Origin of the sequence: Streptomyces sp. NPDC058457, assembly GCF_042720695.1 — a bacterium.
Taxonomy (GTDB): domain Bacteria; phylum Actinomycetota; class Actinomycetes; order Streptomycetales; family Streptomycetaceae; genus Streptomyces.
In genome coordinates this window covers 66841-83924 of sequence record NZ_JBHXLU010000027.1, presented here as the reverse complement: position 1 = coordinate 83924, position 17084 = coordinate 66841, and the positions used below count along the sequence as shown (strand labels likewise).

Sequence of the window (17084 nt, the reverse complement as noted above, 5' to 3'; positions counted from 1 at the left end):
TCATGTCCGCCCGTATCACCGACCCCGAGCAGCTCAAGGAGCTCCTGGGCATCCCGTTCACCCCGGAGCAGACGGCCTGCATCACCGCGCCGCCCGCTCCGCAGGTGATCGTGGCCGGGGCCGGGTCGGGCAAGACGACGGTGATGGCGGCCCGCGTGGTCTGGCTGGTCGGCACCGGGCAGGTGGCCCCGGAGCAGGTCCTCGGCCTGACCTTCACCAACAAGGCGGCCGGTGAACTCGCCGAGCGCGTCCGCAAGGCGCTCGTCAGGGCGGGCGTCACCGACCCCGATGTCATCGACCCGGACAATCCGCCCGGCGAGCCGGTCATCTCCACGTACCACGCTTTCGCGGGCCGGCTACTGACCGACCACGGCCTGCGCATCGGCCTGGAGCCGACCTCCCGGCTGCTCGCCGACGCCACCCGCTACCAGCTCGCCGCGCGCGTGCTGCGCGAGGCCCCCGGCCCCTACCCGGCCCTGACCCGTTCCTTCGCCGACCTGGTCAGCGACCTGCTCACCCTCGACTCCGAGCTCGCCGAACACCTGGTGAGCCCCGAGGACCTGCGGGCCTGGGACGCCGGTCTGCTGAACACCCTGGCTGCCGTCAAACTCGGCAACGCCGACCTGCGCAAGGTCCCCGAGGCGGCCGCCGCCCGCCGTGAACTGGCCGAACTCGTCGTCCGGTACCGGGCCGCCAAGCGCGAGCGGGACCTGCTCGACTTCGGCGACCAGATCGCGCTGTCCGCGGCGCTGGCCGGCATCGCCGAGGTGGGCCGGCTGCTGCGCGACGAGTTCCGGGTCGTGCTCCTCGACGAGTACCAGGACACCTCGGTCGCCCAGCGTGTGCTCCTGGCGGGCCTTTTCGGCGACGGCACCGGCCACCCCGTGACCGCGGTCGGCGACCCCTGCCAGGCCATCTACGGCTGGCGCGGCGCCTCCGTCGCCAACCTGGACGACTTCCCCGAGCACTTCGCGCGCGCCGACGGGCGCCCCGCCACCCGCCAGGCGCTCAGCGAGAACCGCCGCAGCGGCGGCCGCCTCCTCGACCTCGCCAACGGCCTCGCCGGGCCGTTGCGCGCCATGCACGCGGGCGTGGCGGCCCTCCGCCCCGCCCCGGGCGCCGAGCGGGACGGCACGGTCCGCTGCGCCCTGCTGCGCACCCACGCCGAGGAGATGGACTGGATCGCCGACTCCGTCGCCCACCTCGTCCGCACCGGCACCGCCCCCGGTGAGATCGCGGTCCTGTGCCGCACGGCGACCGACTTCGCGGAGATCCAGGGCGCCTTGGTCGCCCGTGACGTCCCCGTCGAGGTCGTCGGCCTCTCCGGGCTGCTGCACCTGCCCGAGGTCGCCGACCTCGTCGCCGTCTGCGAGGTGCTCCAGGACCCGGGCGCCAACGCATCCCTGGTCCGGCTGCTGACCGGTCCGCGCTGGCGCATCGGCCCCCGCGACCTCGCCCTCCTCGGCCGCCGCGCCCGGCGGCTGGTGTCCCACGCGCGCGTGGGCGACGCCGACGACCCGGACCGCAGGCTCGCCGAGGCCGTCGAAGGGGTCGACCCCGCCGAGGTGATATCCCTCGCGGACGCCCTGGACACGTTCCTGGAGCTGCCGTTCGACGGCGGCCAGGAGGACGACGGGCTGCCGTTCTCGCCGGACGCGCGCGTGCGCTTCGCCCGCCTCGCCACCGAGCTGCGCGAGCTGCGCCGCTCCCTGTCCGACCCGCTGATGGACGTCCTGCACCGCGTCCTCGCGGTCACCGGCCTGGAGGTGGAGCTGTCGGCGTCCCCGCACGCGCTGGCCGCCCGCCGCCGCGAGACCCTGTCCAACTTCCTGGATGTCGCCGCCTCCTTCGCGGCCGGTGACCAGGAGGCGACCCTGCTCGCCTTCCTCGGCTTCCTGCGCACCGCCGCCCAGTACGAGAAGGGCCTCGACAACGCCCTGCCCGGCGGCGAGAACACCGTCAAGGTCCTCACCGCGCACAAGTCCAAGGGCCTGGAGTGGGACGTCGTCGCCGTTCCCGGACTGGTCAAGGGCACCTTCCCGAGCAGCCAGGGCCGCGAGAAGTGGACCGCCCAGGCCAAGGTGCTCCCGCACGCCCTGCGCGGTGACACCGCCACCCTGCCCGACGTCGAGGCCTGGGACTCGCGGGGCATGAAGGCCTTCCACGAGGCCATGAAGGACCACCAGCACACCGAGGAACTCCGCCTCGGCTACGTCACCTTCACCCGCCCCCGCTCCCTGCTCCTCGGCTCCGGCCACTGGTGGGGTCCCAGCCAGAAGAAGCCGCGCGGCCCCTCCGACTTCCTCCGGGCCCTGTACGACCACTGCGCCGGCGGACACGGCGAGATCGAGGCCTGGGCCGACGAACCGGAGGAGGACGAGGAGAACCCGGCCCTGCACGCGGCGAGCGCCGACCAGGTGTGGCCGCTGCCCCTGGACGCGGCCGCCCTGGCCCGCCGCCGAGCGGCCGCCGAGACCGTCCTCGCCCACCTGGACGCCCTCACTGCCGAAGCCGACGGAGGCGCTCCCGCCGGCCGCGACCCGGCCGTCGTCGAGGACCCGGACTGGCCCCCGCCGCCCGAGGACGACGAACCCGACGCCTACGAGGACGCCTTCCCGGACACCGACTCCGCCGACTGGGAATCCTGGAGCACCGACCGCCCCACGGTCCCGCACCAGGCCACGCCCACCGAGCGCACGCCCCCGCGCACGCCGGTGCATGGGCGCGTCCCGGAACGGGAGCACGTGCGTGCCCCCGAACCCGAACCCGAACCCGAACCCGAACCCGAACCCGAACCCGAACTCGAACTCGAACTCGAACCTGATCACGAACACGGGCACGCGCGCGTGCCGGAAGCCGGGCGCACCCTCCTCACCCCCGAGGAAGCCCGCGCCATCGCCTCCTGGGACCGCGACCTCGACGCGCTCACCGGCGAGTTGCTGCGCGCCCGCCGGAACGTCACCGATGTCCCCCTGCCGGCCACGCTGTCCGCGACCCAGCTGATGCGGCTGGCCGAGGACCCGGACGGGCTCGCGCAGGAACTCGCGCGCCCCATGCCACGCCCTCCGCAGCCCGCCGCACGCCGGGGCACCCGCTTCCACGCCTGGGTCGAGGCACGCTTCGAGGAGCTCACGCTGCCCATGCTGGAGCCCGACGAGCTGCCCGGCAGCGATGCCGAGATCGCCGACGAACGCGATCTCGAAGCCCTCAAGGAGGCCTTCGAACGCACCGAGTACGCGCACCGCACGCCCCACCGCGTCGAGGCTCCCTTCCAGCTCGCCCTCGCGGGGCGGGTCGTCAGGGGCCGTATCGACGCCGTCTACCGGACGGACCACGGGGACGGGGCCGGGGTGACATACGAGATCGTCGACTGGAAGACCAGCCGTACCCGTGCCGCCGACCCGCTCCAGCTGGCGATCTACCGGATCGGCTGGGCCGAGCAGCAAGGCGTGCCGCCCGAGTCGGTCACGGCCGCGTTCGTACACGTACGCACCGGCGAGGTCGAACGACCGGACGGCCTGCCGGACCGGGCCGCCCTGGAAAGACTGATCGTCGGACAAGCCGAGTGTGACGAACCGCCCGCCGAGGATGTCGGTCCGGGCCGATAGGCTCGTGACCATGAGCCAGACCCCGGACAGCGCTGTCCGTACGTACATCGAGCAGCACCGCGCCGCCTTCCTCGACGACCTCGCCGAGTGGCTGCGCATCCCCTCCGTGTCGGCCCAGCCCGACCACGCTCCCGATGTACGCCGCAGCGCCGACTGGCTCGCCGCCAAACTGACGGAGACCGGCTTCCCGACCGCCGAGGTCTGGGAGACACCGGGAGCCCCGGCCGTCTTCGCCCAGTGGCCCGCCGACGACCCCGAGGCGCCCACGGTCCTCGTCTACGGCCACCACGACGTGCAGCCCGCCGCCAGCGAGGACGGCTGGGACAGCGCCCCCTTCGAGCCCGTCGTCCGCGAGAACCGCCTCTACGCGCGCGGGGCGGCCGACGACAAGGGCCAGGTGTTCTTCCACACACTCGGCGTCCGCGCCCACCTCGCCGCCACCGGCCGCACCGCCCCCGCGGTCAACCTGAAGCTGCTGATCGAGGGCGAGGAGGAATCCGGCTCCCCGCACTTCCGCGCCCTCGTCGAGGAGCACGCCGAGCGGCTCGCCGCCGACGCCGTGATCGTCTCCGACACCGGAATGTGGTCCGAGGACACCCCCACGGTGTGCACGGGCATGCGCGGGCTGGCCGAGTGCGAGATCGTCCTGCACGGCCCCGACCAGGACATCCACTCCGGCGCCTTCGGCGGCGCGGTCCCCAACCCGGCCACCGTCGCCGCCCGCCTGGTGGCCGCGCTGCACGACGAGCACGCGCGCGTGGCGATCCCCGGCTTCTACGACGGCATTGTGGAGCTGAGCGACCGGGAACGGCAGCTCTGGGCCGAGCTGCCCTTCGACGAGGACAGCTGGCTGCGCGAGGCGCATTCGTACGCCACCGAGGGCGAGGCCGGGCACACCACCCTGGAGCGCGTCTGGGCCCGCCCCACCGCCGAGGTCAACGGCATCGGCGGCGGCTACCAGGGTCCCGGCAGCAAGACGATCATCCCTTCCTCGGCGCTGCTGAAGCTGTCGTTCCGGCTGGTCGCCGGGCAGGACCCCGACCGCATCGAGAAGATCGTCCGCACCTGGGCCGCCGAGCGGATCCCCGCCGGGATCCGGGCCGAGATCACGTTCCTGCCGGCCACGCGCCCGTGCCTGACCCCGCTCGACCACCCCGGTCTCCAGTCGCTGGCCCGCGCCATGGGCCGGGCCTTCGAGGGACCGGTCCGGTTCACCCGTTCGGGTGGCTCGGGGCCCGCCGCGGACCTCCAGGACGTCCTCGGCGTACCCGTCCTCTTCCTGGGCATCTCCGTCCCCTCCGACGGCTGGCACGCCCCGAACGAGAAGGTCGAACTGGACCTCCTCCTCAAAGGCGTCGAGACCAGCGCCTACCTGTGGGGCGACCTCGCCGAGAACTGGCGCCATGCCCCCTGAGCCACCGACGCCGTCCGGAGCGGCACCGCCGACGGGGCACACTGGAAGGACCGCACCGCCCGCCCCCGCCCGACCTGGTCTCCTCCCGCCCTTCGTCCCGCTGAACCGCCCGCTGAAACATCCGTTGCACTGGGGGAGTTGGAAGCACCCGTGACCACCTGGACCGACCACACCGCCGACCGCCCCATTTCGCTCACCGCCCCGAGCGGCATCGACCGCGCCGCCCACCACCGGCTCGACGAGGCCTGGCTCGCGGCGGCGTGGAGCCACCCCGACACCCGCTGTTTCGTGGTCTCCGGCGGTCAGGTCCTCATCGACGAGACACCCGACGGCCGCACCGAACTCGTCATGACGCCCTCCTTCGAGGCCCCCCTCACCGAGGCGCACCGCTACTTCCTGGGCACCGACGAGGACGGCGTCAGCTACTTCGCCCTCCAGAAGGACGCCCTGCCCGGCCGCATCGACCAGTCCGCGCGCCCCGCGGGCCTGCGCGAGGCCGGACTGCTGCTGTCACCGCGCGACGTGGGCCTGATGGTGCACGCGGTCGGCCTGGAGAACTGGCAGCGCACCCACCGCTTCTGCTCCCGCTGCGGCGAGCGCACGGTCATCGCCGCCGCCGGCCACATCCGCCGCTGCCCCGCCTGCGGCGCCGAGCACTACCCGCGCACCGACCCCGCCGTGATCATGGCCGTGACCGACGAGGACGACCGCATCCTGCTCGGCCGCCAGGTCCACTGGCCCGAGGGCCGCTTCTCCACGCTCGCCGGCTTCGTCGAGCCCGGCGAGTCCATCGAGCACGCGGTACGCCGCGAGGTCTTCGAGGAGGTCGGAGTCACCGTCGGCCCGGTCGAGTACGTCGCCAGCCAGCCCTGGCCGTTCCCGTCCAGCCTCATGCTCGGCTTCATGGCCCGCGCGACCTCGACCGAGATCAACGTCGACGGCGACGAGATCCACGAGGCCCGCTGGTTCTCCCGCGACGAACTCGGCGCCGCCTTCGACTCCGGCGACGTCCTGCCGCCGTACGGCATCTCGATCGCGGCCCGCCTGATCGAGATGTGGTACGGCAAGCCGCTGCCGACGAGGAGCTTCGTCTGAGACGGCCGTCATGAGCGCAGAGGAGTACTGGAACCACAACGTCCACTACCACCCCGTGGTGGTGGACGCGGTACCGGACGGCTGCCGCACCGCTCTGGACGTCGGCTGCGGCGACGGCCTGCTGGCCGCCAAGCTCGCGGCCAGGGCGGAGTCGGTGACCGGCGTGGACCGGTCGGCGGAGATGATCAGGCTGGCAGGCAAGCGGGCCGCTGCGAACGTCACCTTCCTGGAGGGCGACTACCTCGACGGCGCCGCCCTCGACGAGGAGGGCTACGACTTCGTCAGCGCGGTCGCCGTCATCCACCACTCCCCTTTCGACGATGCGATCGACCGGCTGGTGGGACTGCTCGCGCCCGGCGGGCGGCTGGTCATCGTCGGTATGGCGTACAACCACACCCCGCTGGACTGGGTGATCAGTGGCTGCGGAGTCCCCGCGAGTCGGTTGAACGCGCGTCTGCGGGGCGGCAAGCGGGCCCCGGTGGGGATGCCCGTCGAAGACTCCCCCATGCACTGGGGAGAGGTCCGGCAGTCCACCGCGCACCGGCTCCCCGGCCGCCGGTACCGGCGCCGCCTGCTGTGGCGCTACACGCTGGTGTGGGACAAGCCGACCCGAACATGCGAAGGCGGCCCCTGAAATGAGTCAGGAGCCGCCATGCGCCGGGAAACCTACGCGCCGACCTTCTGCTTCACCTGGGCCAGCGACGGGTTCGTGAGCGTCGAGCCGTCGGCGAAGAGCACCGTGGGGACCGTCTGGTTTCCGCCATTCGCCTTCTCCACGAATGCGGCCGACTCCGGGTCCTGCTCGATGTTGATCTCGGTGTAAGCGATGCCCTCGCGGTCCATCTGGCTCTTCAGCCGGCGGCAGTAGCCACACCACGTGGTGCTGTACATCGTCACAGTGCCCTGCATCTCGCTCGCACTCCTTCGGCAGGTCGGGGAAGGTCGTCCAGGAAAGGAACGTACGCGGCCCGTCCGCCATTCCCGCAGCACGGGCCCCGAGCATTCCCGCAGCACGGGCCCGAGTGACGCCTGCCGCATTAGTACGACTGCGTGGGGCTGCCTGTGGACAACCGGCACAGCCGTCTCCGGCGACCTGGCAGCATGGCCATGTGACAGCAGCAACGCATTCCTCCCTCTTCCCGCCGGTACCGGACTCTGCCGACGCGGTGCTCGAAGGGCTCGACCCCGAGCAGCGCGCGGTGGCGACCGCCCTGCACGGTCCCGTGTGCGTGCTGGCCGGAGCCGGTACCGGCAAGACCCGGGCGATCACCCACCGGATCGCCTACGGGGTGCGGGCCGGCATCCTCCAGCCGTCCAGCGTGCTCGCCGTCACCTTCACCAACCGCGCCGCCGGGGAGATGCGCGGCCGGCTGCGCCAGCTCGGCGCCCAGGGGGTGCAGGCCCGCACCTTCCACTCCGCCGCGCTACGCCAGCTTCAGTTCTTCTGGCCGAAAGCGATCGGTGGCTCCCTGCCCCGACTCGTCGACCGCAAGATCCAGCTCGTCGCCGACGCGGCCGCCGCCTGCCGCATCCGCCTCGACCGGGGCGAGCTGCGGGACGTCACCGCCGAGATCGAGTGGTCCAAGGTCACCCGGACCGTCCCCGCCGACTATCCGCTCGCCGCCGTGAAGGCCGGCCGGGAGGCCCCCCGTGACCCCGCCGAGATCGCCCAGGTCTACTCGGTCTACGAGGACCTCAAGCGCGACCGCGCCGTCATCGACTTCGAGGACGTCCTGCTGCTGACCGTCGGCATCCTGCAGGACCGGCACGACATCGCCGAACAGGTCCGCGCCCAGTACCAGCACTTCGTCGTCGACGAGTACCAGGACGTCAGCCCGCTCCAGCAAACGCTGCTGGAACTGTGGCTCGGCGAGCGCGACAGCCTGTGCGTCGTCGGCGACGCGAGCCAGACCATCTACTCGTTCACAGGAGCAACCCCCGACCATCTGCTCGACTTCCGCACCCGCCACCCCGGGGCCACCGTCGTCAAGCTGGTCCGCGACTACCGCTCCACACCCCAGGTCGTCCACCTCGCCAACGGTCTGCTGGCCCAGGCCCGTGGCCGGGCCGCCGACCACCGCCTGGAGCTGATCTCCCAGCGCCCCGCAGGACCCGAGCCCGCGTACACCGAGTACACCGACGAGCCCGCCGAGGCCGAGGGCGCCGCCCGCCGCATCCGGGAGCTCGTCGCCGCCGGGGTGCCGGCCGCCGAGATCGCCATCCTGTTCCGCACCAACGCCCAGTCCGAGACGTATGAACAGGCCCTCGCGGACGCTGGGGTGCCCTACCAACTGCGCGGTGCCGAGCGGTTCTTCGACCGGCCCGAGGTGCGCAAGGCGGGTGTCGCCCTGCGCGCCGCGGCCCGCTTCGGCGGCAACGACGCGCTGCTCGACGACACCGTGGACCTGCCCTCGCAGGTGCGCGCGGTTCTCTCCGGGGAGGGCTGGACCACCTCGCCCCCGGCCGGCTCCGGCGCGGTCCGGGAGCGCTGGGAGTCGCTGGCCGCTCTGGTCAACCTCGCCCAGGACGTCGCCGCCGCCCGGTCCGCCGCGACCCTCGCCGACTTCGTCGCCGAACTCGACGAGCGCGCGGGCGCCCAGCACGCCCCGACCGTCCAGGGCGTCACCCTCGCCTCCCTGCATTCGGCGAAGGGCCTGGAGTGGGACGTCGTCTTCCTGGTCGGCGTCGCCGAGGGCATGATGCCGATCACCTATGCGAAGACCGACGAACAGATCGAGGAGGAACGCCGGCTCCTCTACGTCGGCGTGACCCGCGCCAGGGAACGGCTCCATGTCTCCTGGTCCCTCTCCCGCACCCCCGGCGGCAGACCCGGCCGCAGGCCCAGCCACTTCCTGGACGGTCTGCGCCCCGGCTCCACCGGCACTGTCGGCCGGGCCGGCGGCGCCGGCGGCGGAGGTGTCGAACGCGGCTTCACCGGCGGCCCCGCGTCCGCACCCCGGCGCACCCAGCGCACCCCCGCCCGCTGCCGGGTCTGCGGCCGCACGCTGACCGACGCCGGCGAGATGAAGCTGATGCGCTGCGACGGCTGCCCCTCCGACATGGACGAGGGACTCTACGAGCGGCTGCGTGAGTGGCGTGCGGACCAGGCCCGGCTCAGCGGTCAGCCCGCCTTCTGCGTCTTCACCGACAGGACGCTGATGGCCATCGCCGAGAGCGCCCCGGACGACGACCGCGAGTTGGCCCGCATCCCCGGTGTCGGCACGCGCAAGCTCAACCGTTACGGTGCCGATGTTCTGGCCATCTGTGCAGGCCAGGAGCCCGAGGGAGAAGAAGTGGGGGGCTGATGCGAACTCGTCGAAAAAATAGTTTGCGCATGCCCCAGCAATCCCCATAGGTTCTAAGCACGGAAGCGGCGGCCTTCTCGAAGGCCCGGTTCCGTGTTGTACTTGCATATCCGAGCGGATCGGCTCAACACCGGTCCCCTAGACGCCGAGAGGAGGCGAGTCCAGTGATCAGCATCAAGACCAACATCAGCGCGGCCAAAATGACCGATCTCTCGGCCGTCTCCGTGTGCATGCTCGGCGTCTCGAACCTGGGCACCGGTCTGTCCGGCATTCCTGCCGTGCGTCCGGCGTCCTCCGTTTCTCTCGCGGGTCTTCCTGTCCGTGAGCGCAATGAGCGACCGACGAAGGCACTGGAAGCAGTAGCGGCACAGGCCCAGGCCTATGCCTTTACGGCAGCCGGTGCCGGTAGCCGGAAGCAGACGACGCAGCATCACCTGATGTGGGCCTTCCGTGGGCCAGAACCCTGGAGTGATCCAGCCTGATCGATCAGGCCGGCGCCTTCAGGGCCGCGGAACCCCATCCGGGATCCGCGGCCCTTCTGTTTTCCCCGAACGGGGAGAGCGGAGCGAAGGGGCCTCGGGACAAGAGCAGAACCCGGTACCAGCCGCCAACCGGTCCAACCCGACCGGCACGACCAGACGAGGAAGAACAACCGTGCAACTCGAAGCGCACGCCCCGTCCGTACCGCCTTCCGAAACGATCCCCCCGCCCGGCCTCACGGAGGACTCCACCTTGATCCCGCTCACCGCGCTCACCGCGCTCGACGACGCCATCGAGAACCTCGGCGTACCCGTCCCCTGCCGTTCCTACGACCCGGAGGTCTTCTTCGCCGAGTCGCCGGCGGACGTCGAGTACGCCAAGTCCCTGTGCCGCACCTGCCCGCTGATCGAGGCCTGCCTCGCCGGGGCGAAGGAGCGGCGTGAGCCCTGGGGCGTCTGGGGTGGCGAGCTGTTCGTCCAGGGTGTCGTTGTCGCCCGCAAGCGGCCGCGTGGCCGCCCGCGCAAGAACCCGGTCATGGCATGAACATCCACGGAACGATCGACCGCCCCCTCACGCACGATCCCAAGAAGCAGGCCCCGATGAAGCCGTCCACCAGCGAGCCCGCAGGCTCCGCGATCCCAGACTTCACCACCGCCGGTACCGCCACCGGCTCGCGTCAGAACAGGACCCGAGAGATGCAACTCATCCCAGAAGCCTTGGCTCGTGCGCATATGCACGAGCGACTGCACGAGGCCGAGCGGGAACGCAGGGCCGTGCGCCTGGCGACCGCTCGCCGGATGCAGCGCCGGGCCGAGCGTGCCTCGATGCGCGCCCGCCGTGCGCTCGCCATGGCCGTGATGCAGTAACCCAGTACACCTGAAGCGGTGGCCTCCCGACCCCGGGAGGCGAAAGCTCCCAGCGGGGGCCGGTCCGGCCGAACGGACCGGCCCCCGCGGTGCGTTGTCCCGACGGATCCGCGCCGCGGAGTTATGGTCACCGGGTGACGAGTCTTTCCGGAGGCAGTGATCACGGCGGCTCCACCACGGAGCCCCACCCGCTCGTGTGCGCCCGCTGCGGCACCCCGGCCGACGGCCCCCAGCCCACCACCTGGACCTGCTCCGTGGAGAACGGCGTCCGCCAGTTCTTCTGCGACACCTGCTCCAGGGAGAACCTCAGAGCGATCGAGGGCAGGCTCGATTCGTCCTGGTGGTGAACACCGGCCCCCTACTGCGCCTCTACGGCCGCCTCGGTCCCTTCCACTTCCCCGTCTTCTTCGGCTTCCAGTTCGGCTTCCACGGCTTCTTCGAGTTCCTCGAGCTCTTCGAGCTCCTCGAACTCTTCGGGTACGAACCCGGGCAGCCACGCCTCCAGCTCCTCCCGCAGCCGTACCGTCGCACCCAGCTGGCACAGCACGCCGATGGTGCTCAGGGTCACCCGGTGTATGAGGAGATAGGCCGGCGGCAGGTTGAGCTGCTTGCCCAGCTGGTGGGCGGGGTTGCGGGGGTCGGCGATGCGGGCCGCCTGGCTGCGCATCCAGTTGCGGGTGAAGGTGAACTCGTCGACCTGGGCCGGTTCGATGATCGGCAGCAGATAGTCCAGGACGGCGTCGGGGTCCAGCTCTATGGAATCCTTGACGAACCCCTCCGCGCGCAGCAGCTCGTAGACCGCCTCGGCGTCACCGTCCAGCGTCATCCGCAGGGAGTCGCCGATCGGGCTGGGCAGGCCGCCGGAGAGGCGGTCGACGGTGCCGAAGTCCAGCACGCCGAGGCGCCACTCCTCCTCGTCCTCCGGCGCACCGGGCAGCAGGCGGAAATTGCCGGGGTGCGGGTCGGCGTGCAGCAGGCCGGTGCGGGCCGGGCCCGAGAACAGGAACCGGGCCAGGAGCTGACCGGCCCGGTCGCGCTGCTCCTGCGTACCCCCCGAGATGATCTCGGAGAGCGGTATCCCGTCGATCCACTCCGTGACCAGGACCTGGTCGCACTGGTGCACCACCGCGGGCACCACCACATCGGGGTCGCCCTCGAACTCCTCCGCGTGCGCCGCCTGGGCCTGCGCCTCCAGGGAGTAGTCCAGTTCCTCGGAGACCCGGTCGCGCAGCTCCGCGATCAGCGGCTTGATGTCCATGCCGGGGATCAGCGGCCCCAACAGACGGGCGAAGCGGCTCAGTTGTCCCAGGTCGGACAGGAGGGCCTCGCCGGCTCCCGGGTACTGCACCTTGACCGCCACCACCCGGCCGTCCTGCCACACCGCCCGGTGCACCTGCCCGATCGAGGCCGCCGCCGAGGGCTTGTCCTCGAACTCCAGGAACAGCTCCCGCCAGTCCTCCCCGAGGCGCTCGGCGAGCACCGAGTGCATGGTGCGGGTCGGCATCGGCGGCGCAGCGTCCTGGAGCTTGGTGAGAGCCGCCCGGTAGGGGCCGGCGACCTCCTCCGGAAGGGCCGACTCGAAGACGGACATGGCCTGCCCGAACTTCATCGCCCCTCCCTTCAACTCGCCCAGGACCTTGAACAGTTGCTCCGCCGTGCGCTGTTGCAGCTCCCGGCCGACGATCTCCGCGGACTCGCCCACGATGCGCTTGCCCAGACCCCAGGTCGCCCGGCCGGCGAAGCCGAGCGGGAGCGCGGCGAGCTTGGCGGTCCGGGTGACCGCCTTCCGGGGAAGATCAGACATGCGCCCTCCAAGTCCCAGTCGGCCGTGCCGCGTCCGCGTGCTGTCCTCGCTCCGCCGACGGCCGTTGCACCACCATTGTCGCGTGTGGATCCCCGTTGGTTGAGGAGTGTTCCCCCTTAGCTTTCTCCGCCGCCCCACACGGGCATGCGGGGTGCGGCCAGACCGGCCGCGCGTGCCAGTGCAGAGCCGGCACGGACGCCTCCCAGCGTGCCCCCGCGCCGGTCGGCGATTCTCCGTCGAGGAAGGCCAGGGCGTGCGCGGCGGCCAGCCCGGCCACGGCCGTCGCCAGCGTCAGATCGCAGGCGGCCACCCGGCGGGCCTGCCCGGACCGCCACTGGGCGATCAGGCGCGGCCAGGCCGGATCCCGGTCCGTGCGGTGCTCGTGCAGACAGCGGGCGCACCCTGTTCCACCGGGCAGGACGAGGGGGCCGACTACGCCCGTGCCCTCCACGACACCCGTGTAGAGATGAGGGGTCCCCGAGGCCATGAGCGGTTCGGCGGCGCGCGCGTCCGGGGCATGCACCAGCACATCGTCGCGCGGGGCGATGATCACCAGTGCCAGGCCCGGCTCCTCCGCCGAAGAGTCCGGGCGGCGGGGCGGGCGGTCCGGGGCCGCCCGGCGGACGACTCTGCGCGCGGCCTCGTCGCGGCGCTCGCCGATCGCCTCCGCGGGCAGCCCGCCCGGCGCCACGTCCCACGGCTGGACGCGGCCCACGTCCCGTACGTCGACCTCGCCGACGCCCGCGCCCGACAGCAGCGCGGCCAGCGTGACACCGACCCGGCCCGCGCCCTGCACCCGCACCCGCAGCGCCCGCCGGGCCGCCAGCCGGCCGATCGCGCCACCGGGCTCCGGAGTGATCAGGGAGAGCGAGGCGAGGTCGGGACGCAGCCGCTCCAGAACCTCCTTCTTCTCGCGCAACGCCTGCGCCGCCGGCCCGCCGCCGAGTGCGTCGTCGACGAGCCCGGCCCGGGACAGCCGTTCCACCAGGGCGTCGACATGCCCGTCCGGCAGGTCCATGCGGCGCCCCTCCTCGCGCAGCAGCGCGAGCCCCCGGGCGCCGTTGAGCAGGTCCAGGAAGCTCCCGGTCGCCGTGTCCATCGGCCCCAGTGTCATCGCGTGCGCGGGAGTCATCCCGAACTGCACGGTGTTGAGATCGCGCCAGCCGCGCCGCAGCGCGGGCTTCACCAACGGATGCATGACAGGCCCCCGTATCTGTCGAAAGGTCACAGAACATCCCCGTGTGCCGGTGGAGCCGGTCACGCTCCGCCGACGAGTGCCAGCATGCCCGGGCCGCCCGGTGGGCGCCGAAAGTTGTCCACAGGCGGTGGGTATTCGTCGTACAAATCAAACGCATGGTGGGGGATCGGCACCGAACCGTCCCGGACCCGGGACTTCCCGCATGTGCAGCGGGTAACGTCGGGGCGTGCCCGCCGACCCACTGCACCGCGCCGGAAAGCCACAGCGCAGCACGACGAGCCAGCCGCCCAGCGGCTTGGGGGCGAGCGCGATCGAGGTTCGCAGAAGCGCCCGCCGCCGCCGGACCGTTTCTGCGTACCGCGAGGGCGATCGCACCGTCGTGCTGATTCCCGCCCGGATGTCCGAGGCGGAGGAGAAACGCTGGGTGACCGTCATGCTCAACAAACTCGCTGCCCAGGAGAGCAAGCGAGTGCTGGGCGACGCCGAACTGGCCGAGCGTGCCGAGCGGCTGTCGGCCCAGTACTTCGGCGGCCGGGCCCGCCCCGCCTCGGTGCGCTGGGTCACCAACCAGAACACCCGCTGGGGCTCCTGCACCCCGTCCGAGGGCAGCATCCGTCTCTCGCACCGGCTCCAGGGCATGCCCGAGTACGTCGTCGACTACGTGCTCTGCCATGAACTGGCGCATCTGCTGGTGCCCGGACACGGCCCCGGGTTCTGGCGACTGCTGGAGGCGTACCCGCGGACCGAGCGGGCCCGGGGCTACCTCGAAGGGGTGGTCGCGGCCGACCGGCTGCCCCATGTGCCCGGCGCGCGTGATGAGTGACACACCCCGGGAGCGCTCCCTGCGGGGTCGCTGAGCGCGGTTGTGTACCGGGTCTGTACCGACTTCTTCCGATGTCCGAGTTAGCCGTTAGCCTGGCGCGACGCACTCACATTCGGGATGGGGGACGGTCGTAACGCATGGCCAGGGAATTCCAACGCGGCCACAAGGCCAGGATCAGTGACCTCACGGCGGGCACGGATCTGTACGTAGGCGTGCAGATCTCCGGCCCCGGACTGACCTTCGACATCAGTTGCTTCGGCCTCGACGCGGACGAACGGCTGTCGGACGACCGGTACTTCGTCTTCTTCAACCAGCCGAAGTCGCCCGAGGAGTCCATCCAGCTGCTGGGTGCGCAGGCGGGCGACACGGAGTCCTTCCGGGTCACGCTGGACCGGATCCCGTCGCGGATCCAGAAGCTGGCGTTCACGGCGACCATCGACGGCGCCGGGCAGATGTCGCAGGTCGCGCCCGGATACATCCGGATCGTCGCGGGCGGCGAGGAGGTGGCCCGGTACTCCTTCAACGGCTCGGAGTTCTCCACCGAGCGGGCCGTGATGCTCGGCGACTTCTACCTGAAGGACGTGTGGCGCTTCGCCGCCGTCGGCCAGGGCTTCGACGGTGGTCTGGAGGCGCTGCTGAAGAACTTCGGCGGCGAGGTGGCGGAGGAGGAGGCGCCCGCCGCACCGGAGCCGCAGCAGCCGCAGACCGGGTCCGCGCCCGGCTTCGCGCCGCCGGCGTTCGGAGCTCCCTCCGCGCCGGCGCCGGCGCCCGCGTCCACCCCGGCGCCCGCGCCCGCCCCCCAGGGCTTCACCCCGCCGCCGGCCCCCGGTCCGGTGCCGGCTTCGAATGTGCATCATGCGCCCACCATCATCGCCCCGTTGACCCCGTCGGCGCCCGGCATGGTGCCGCCCCCGTCCCCGGCGCCCGCGCCCTACGGTCAGCCGCCGGCCCCGCCAGGCTACGGCCAGCCCCCGGCGCCCCCGCAGGCCCCCGCCCCGCCGCCCGGATACCCACAGGCGCCCCAGGCCCCGACCCCGCCCCCGGGCTACGGCCAGCAGGCGCCGTTCGGGCAGGTTCCCGGTCAGCAGAGCTACGGCGTCCCGCAGGGCGCTCCGCAGGGCGGTGCCGGGGTGAGCGCCGCGCTCCAGAAGTTCAAGGAGACGCCCACCGGGCAGCGCTGGACGCCGCAGAACAGCAAGCTCATCCGTGTCGACCTCGGCATCGGCGGCCAGCCCGTGCTGGCCCGCCAGGGCAGCATGGTGCTCTACCAGGGCAAGGTCGACTTCAGCTACAAGGGCGCCGGATTCGCCGGCCGGATCGTGGGCAACGCCACCGGCCAGGAGATGCAGCTGATGCGCTGCACCGGCAACGGCCAGGTGTTCTACGCCGAGAACTCCGCCCATCTGCACCCCGTCGAGCTTCAGGGCGACGCGATCTGCGTCTCCGCCGAGAGCGTCCTCGCCTTCGACGAGAGCCTCCAGTACGAGGTCCGCCGGATCGAGGGGCACGGCATCCCCGGCGGCGCGCTGTTCACGATGCAGTTCCAGGGCACCGGCACGATCGTGGTCAAGACGCACGGCACGCCCGTCGTGCTGCCCGTGACCCCGACGACGTTCGCCGACTGCAACGCCGTGGTCGCCTGGTCTGCGGCCTCCCAGGTGATCGTCTCCAGCCAGGTGCGGATGCGCCGCAACGCCTACCCGGGCGACACCGGGGAGAGCGTCAACCTGCAGTTCCGGGGCGCGCCCGGCAACTTCATCGTCGTCCAGCCGTACGAGGTCTGAGGGAGCCCGTCATGAACCAGCCGCTCGCGGGCTACGCCCCCGCACCCGTCACCGCCCGTATGGAGAACCACGGCGACCACATGCTGAAGGTCGCCATGCAGACCGGGAACGACCTCCTCGCGCGCGTGGGGTCGATGGTCGCCTACGAGGGCTTCGTCCAGTACGAGCCCAACCCGCCGGCCGTCCGCCAGATCGCCCGCGACTGGATGACCGGCGAGGGCGCGCCCCTGATGAAGTGCTCCGGTGACGGTCTGCTCTACCTCGCCGACTACGGCGCGAACGTCGTCGTCATCAACCTCAACGGCGACGGCATCTCCGTCAACGCCACCAACCTGCTCGCCTTCGACGCACATCTGACGTGGGGTGTGGAGCGGGTCAAGGGGCTGGCGAAGTTCGCCGGTCAGGGCCTGTGGAACACCAAGATCTCCGGGCAGGGCTGGGTCGCACTGACCTCCCGGGGCAAGCCGATCGTCGTCGACTGCGGAGGCGGCGAGGACGAGACGTACGTCGACCCGGACGCGCTGGTCGCCTGGTCCCCGAACCTCAAGGTCAAGGGCAAGCGCAGCTTCAAGGCGCAGTCGCTGATCGGCCGGGGCAGCGGCGAGGCCTACCAGATGGCCTTCTCCGGCCAGGGCATCGTCGTCGTCCAGCCCAGCGAGGACAGCACCGACCGCCTCCGGTTCCGGGGCTGAGGGGGAGTCAGGAAA

General features: G+C 71.9%; 15 protein-coding genes. 12 read left to right on the top strand and 3 right to left on the bottom strand.

What is annotated here, in order from left to right:
• Positions 1-2: 2 nt before the first annotated feature.
• From ACFWPS_RS22485 to ACFWPS_RS22470, 4 genes are all read left to right on the top strand, one after another.
• The gene (locus ACFWPS_RS22485) at positions 3-3608 is read left to right on the top strand and encodes a UvrD-helicase domain-containing protein (RefSeq protein ID WP_383707744.1); all 3606 of its coding nucleotides are present in this window, start codon (positions 3-5) and stop codon (positions 3606-3608) included.
• A gap of 10 nt (positions 3609-3618) precedes the next feature.
• A complete protein-coding gene (locus ACFWPS_RS22480) occupies positions 3619-5022 on the top strand; it encodes a dipeptidase (RefSeq protein ID WP_383707742.1) in 1404 nt (467 codons plus the stop codon).
• Between the two features lie 150 nt (positions 5023-5172).
• The gene (gene nudC, locus ACFWPS_RS22475) at positions 5173-6117 is read left to right on the top strand and encodes an NAD(+) diphosphatase (protein ID WP_383707740.1); all 945 of its coding nucleotides are present in this window, start codon (positions 5173-5175) and stop codon (positions 6115-6117) included.
• A gap of 10 nt (positions 6118-6127) precedes the next feature.
• On the top strand, positions 6128-6751 hold the full coding sequence (locus ACFWPS_RS22470; RefSeq protein ID WP_383707738.1) for a class I SAM-dependent methyltransferase: 624 nt from the start codon (positions 6128-6130) through the stop codon (positions 6749-6751).
• 32 nt (positions 6752-6783) lie between these two features.
• On the opposite strand, the gene ACFWPS_RS22465 is transcribed toward ACFWPS_RS22470, so the two are convergent.
• The gene (locus ACFWPS_RS22465) at positions 6784-7026 is read right to left on the bottom strand and encodes a mycoredoxin (protein WP_362313082.1); all 243 of its coding nucleotides are present in this window, start codon (positions 7024-7026) and stop codon (positions 6784-6786) included.
• Between the two features lie 200 nt (positions 7027-7226).
• Between ACFWPS_RS22465 and ACFWPS_RS22460 the strand changes: the two genes are divergently transcribed.
• The 5 genes from ACFWPS_RS22460 (at position 7227) to ACFWPS_RS22440 (ending at position 11115) form a co-directional block, all read left to right on the top strand.
• On the top strand, positions 7227-9422 hold the full coding sequence (locus tag ACFWPS_RS22460) for an ATP-dependent DNA helicase UvrD2 (RefSeq protein WP_383707736.1): 2196 nt from the start codon (positions 7227-7229) through the stop codon (positions 9420-9422).
• Positions 9423-9586: 164 nt separating this feature from the next.
• A complete protein-coding gene (locus ACFWPS_RS22455) occupies positions 9587-9904 on the top strand; it encodes a hypothetical protein (protein ID WP_383707734.1) in 318 nt (105 codons plus the stop codon).
• 172 nt (positions 9905-10076) lie between these two features.
• A complete protein-coding gene (locus ACFWPS_RS22450) occupies positions 10077-10445 on the top strand; it encodes a WhiB family transcriptional regulator (RefSeq protein ID WP_351489655.1) in 369 nt (122 codons plus the stop codon).
• A complete protein-coding gene (locus ACFWPS_RS22445) occupies positions 10442-10768 on the top strand; it encodes a hypothetical protein (RefSeq protein WP_383707732.1) in 327 nt (108 codons plus the stop codon). The genes ACFWPS_RS22450 and ACFWPS_RS22445 overlap by 4 nt, the downstream gene beginning before the upstream one ends.
• Before the next feature lie 134 nt (positions 10769-10902).
• Entirely contained in the window at positions 10903-11115 is a 213-nt protein-coding gene (locus ACFWPS_RS22440) for a hypothetical protein (RefSeq protein WP_383707730.1), read from the top strand.
• A gap of 11 nt (positions 11116-11126) precedes the next feature.
• On the opposite strand, the gene ACFWPS_RS22435 is transcribed toward ACFWPS_RS22440, so the two are convergent.
• Both ACFWPS_RS22435 and ACFWPS_RS22430 read right to left on the bottom strand, forming a co-directional pair.
• Positions 11127-12572 (bottom strand): ABC1 kinase family protein, encoded by a 1446-nt coding sequence (locus ACFWPS_RS22435; protein WP_383707728.1) that lies wholly within the window; start codon positions 12570-12572, stop codon positions 11127-11129.
• The gene (locus ACFWPS_RS22430; protein ID WP_383707726.1) at positions 12565-13770 is read right to left on the bottom strand and encodes a TOMM precursor leader peptide-binding protein; all 1206 of its coding nucleotides are present in this window, start codon (positions 13768-13770) and stop codon (positions 12565-12567) included. Before ACFWPS_RS22430 ends, ACFWPS_RS22435 begins: the two co-directional genes overlap by 8 nt.
• Positions 13771-13996: 226 nt before the next feature.
• Between ACFWPS_RS22430 and ACFWPS_RS22425 the strand changes: the two genes are divergently transcribed.
• From ACFWPS_RS22425 to ACFWPS_RS22415, 3 genes are all read left to right on the top strand, one after another.
• Positions 13997-14593, top strand: coding sequence for a M48 family metallopeptidase (locus ACFWPS_RS22425; RefSeq protein ID WP_383707724.1), 597 nt, complete (start codon positions 13997-13999; stop codon positions 14591-14593).
• A 137-nt stretch (positions 14594-14730) separates the two neighbouring features.
• Entirely contained in the window at positions 14731-16377 is a 1647-nt protein-coding gene (locus ACFWPS_RS22420) for a TerD family protein (RefSeq protein WP_383707722.1), read from the top strand.
• 11 nt (positions 16378-16388) lie between these two features.
• Positions 16389-17069, top strand: a complete 681-nt coding sequence (locus ACFWPS_RS22415; RefSeq protein ID WP_351489639.1) for an AIM24 family protein — start codon at positions 16389-16391, stop codon at positions 17067-17069.
• Positions 17070-17084: the final 15 nt, after the last annotated feature.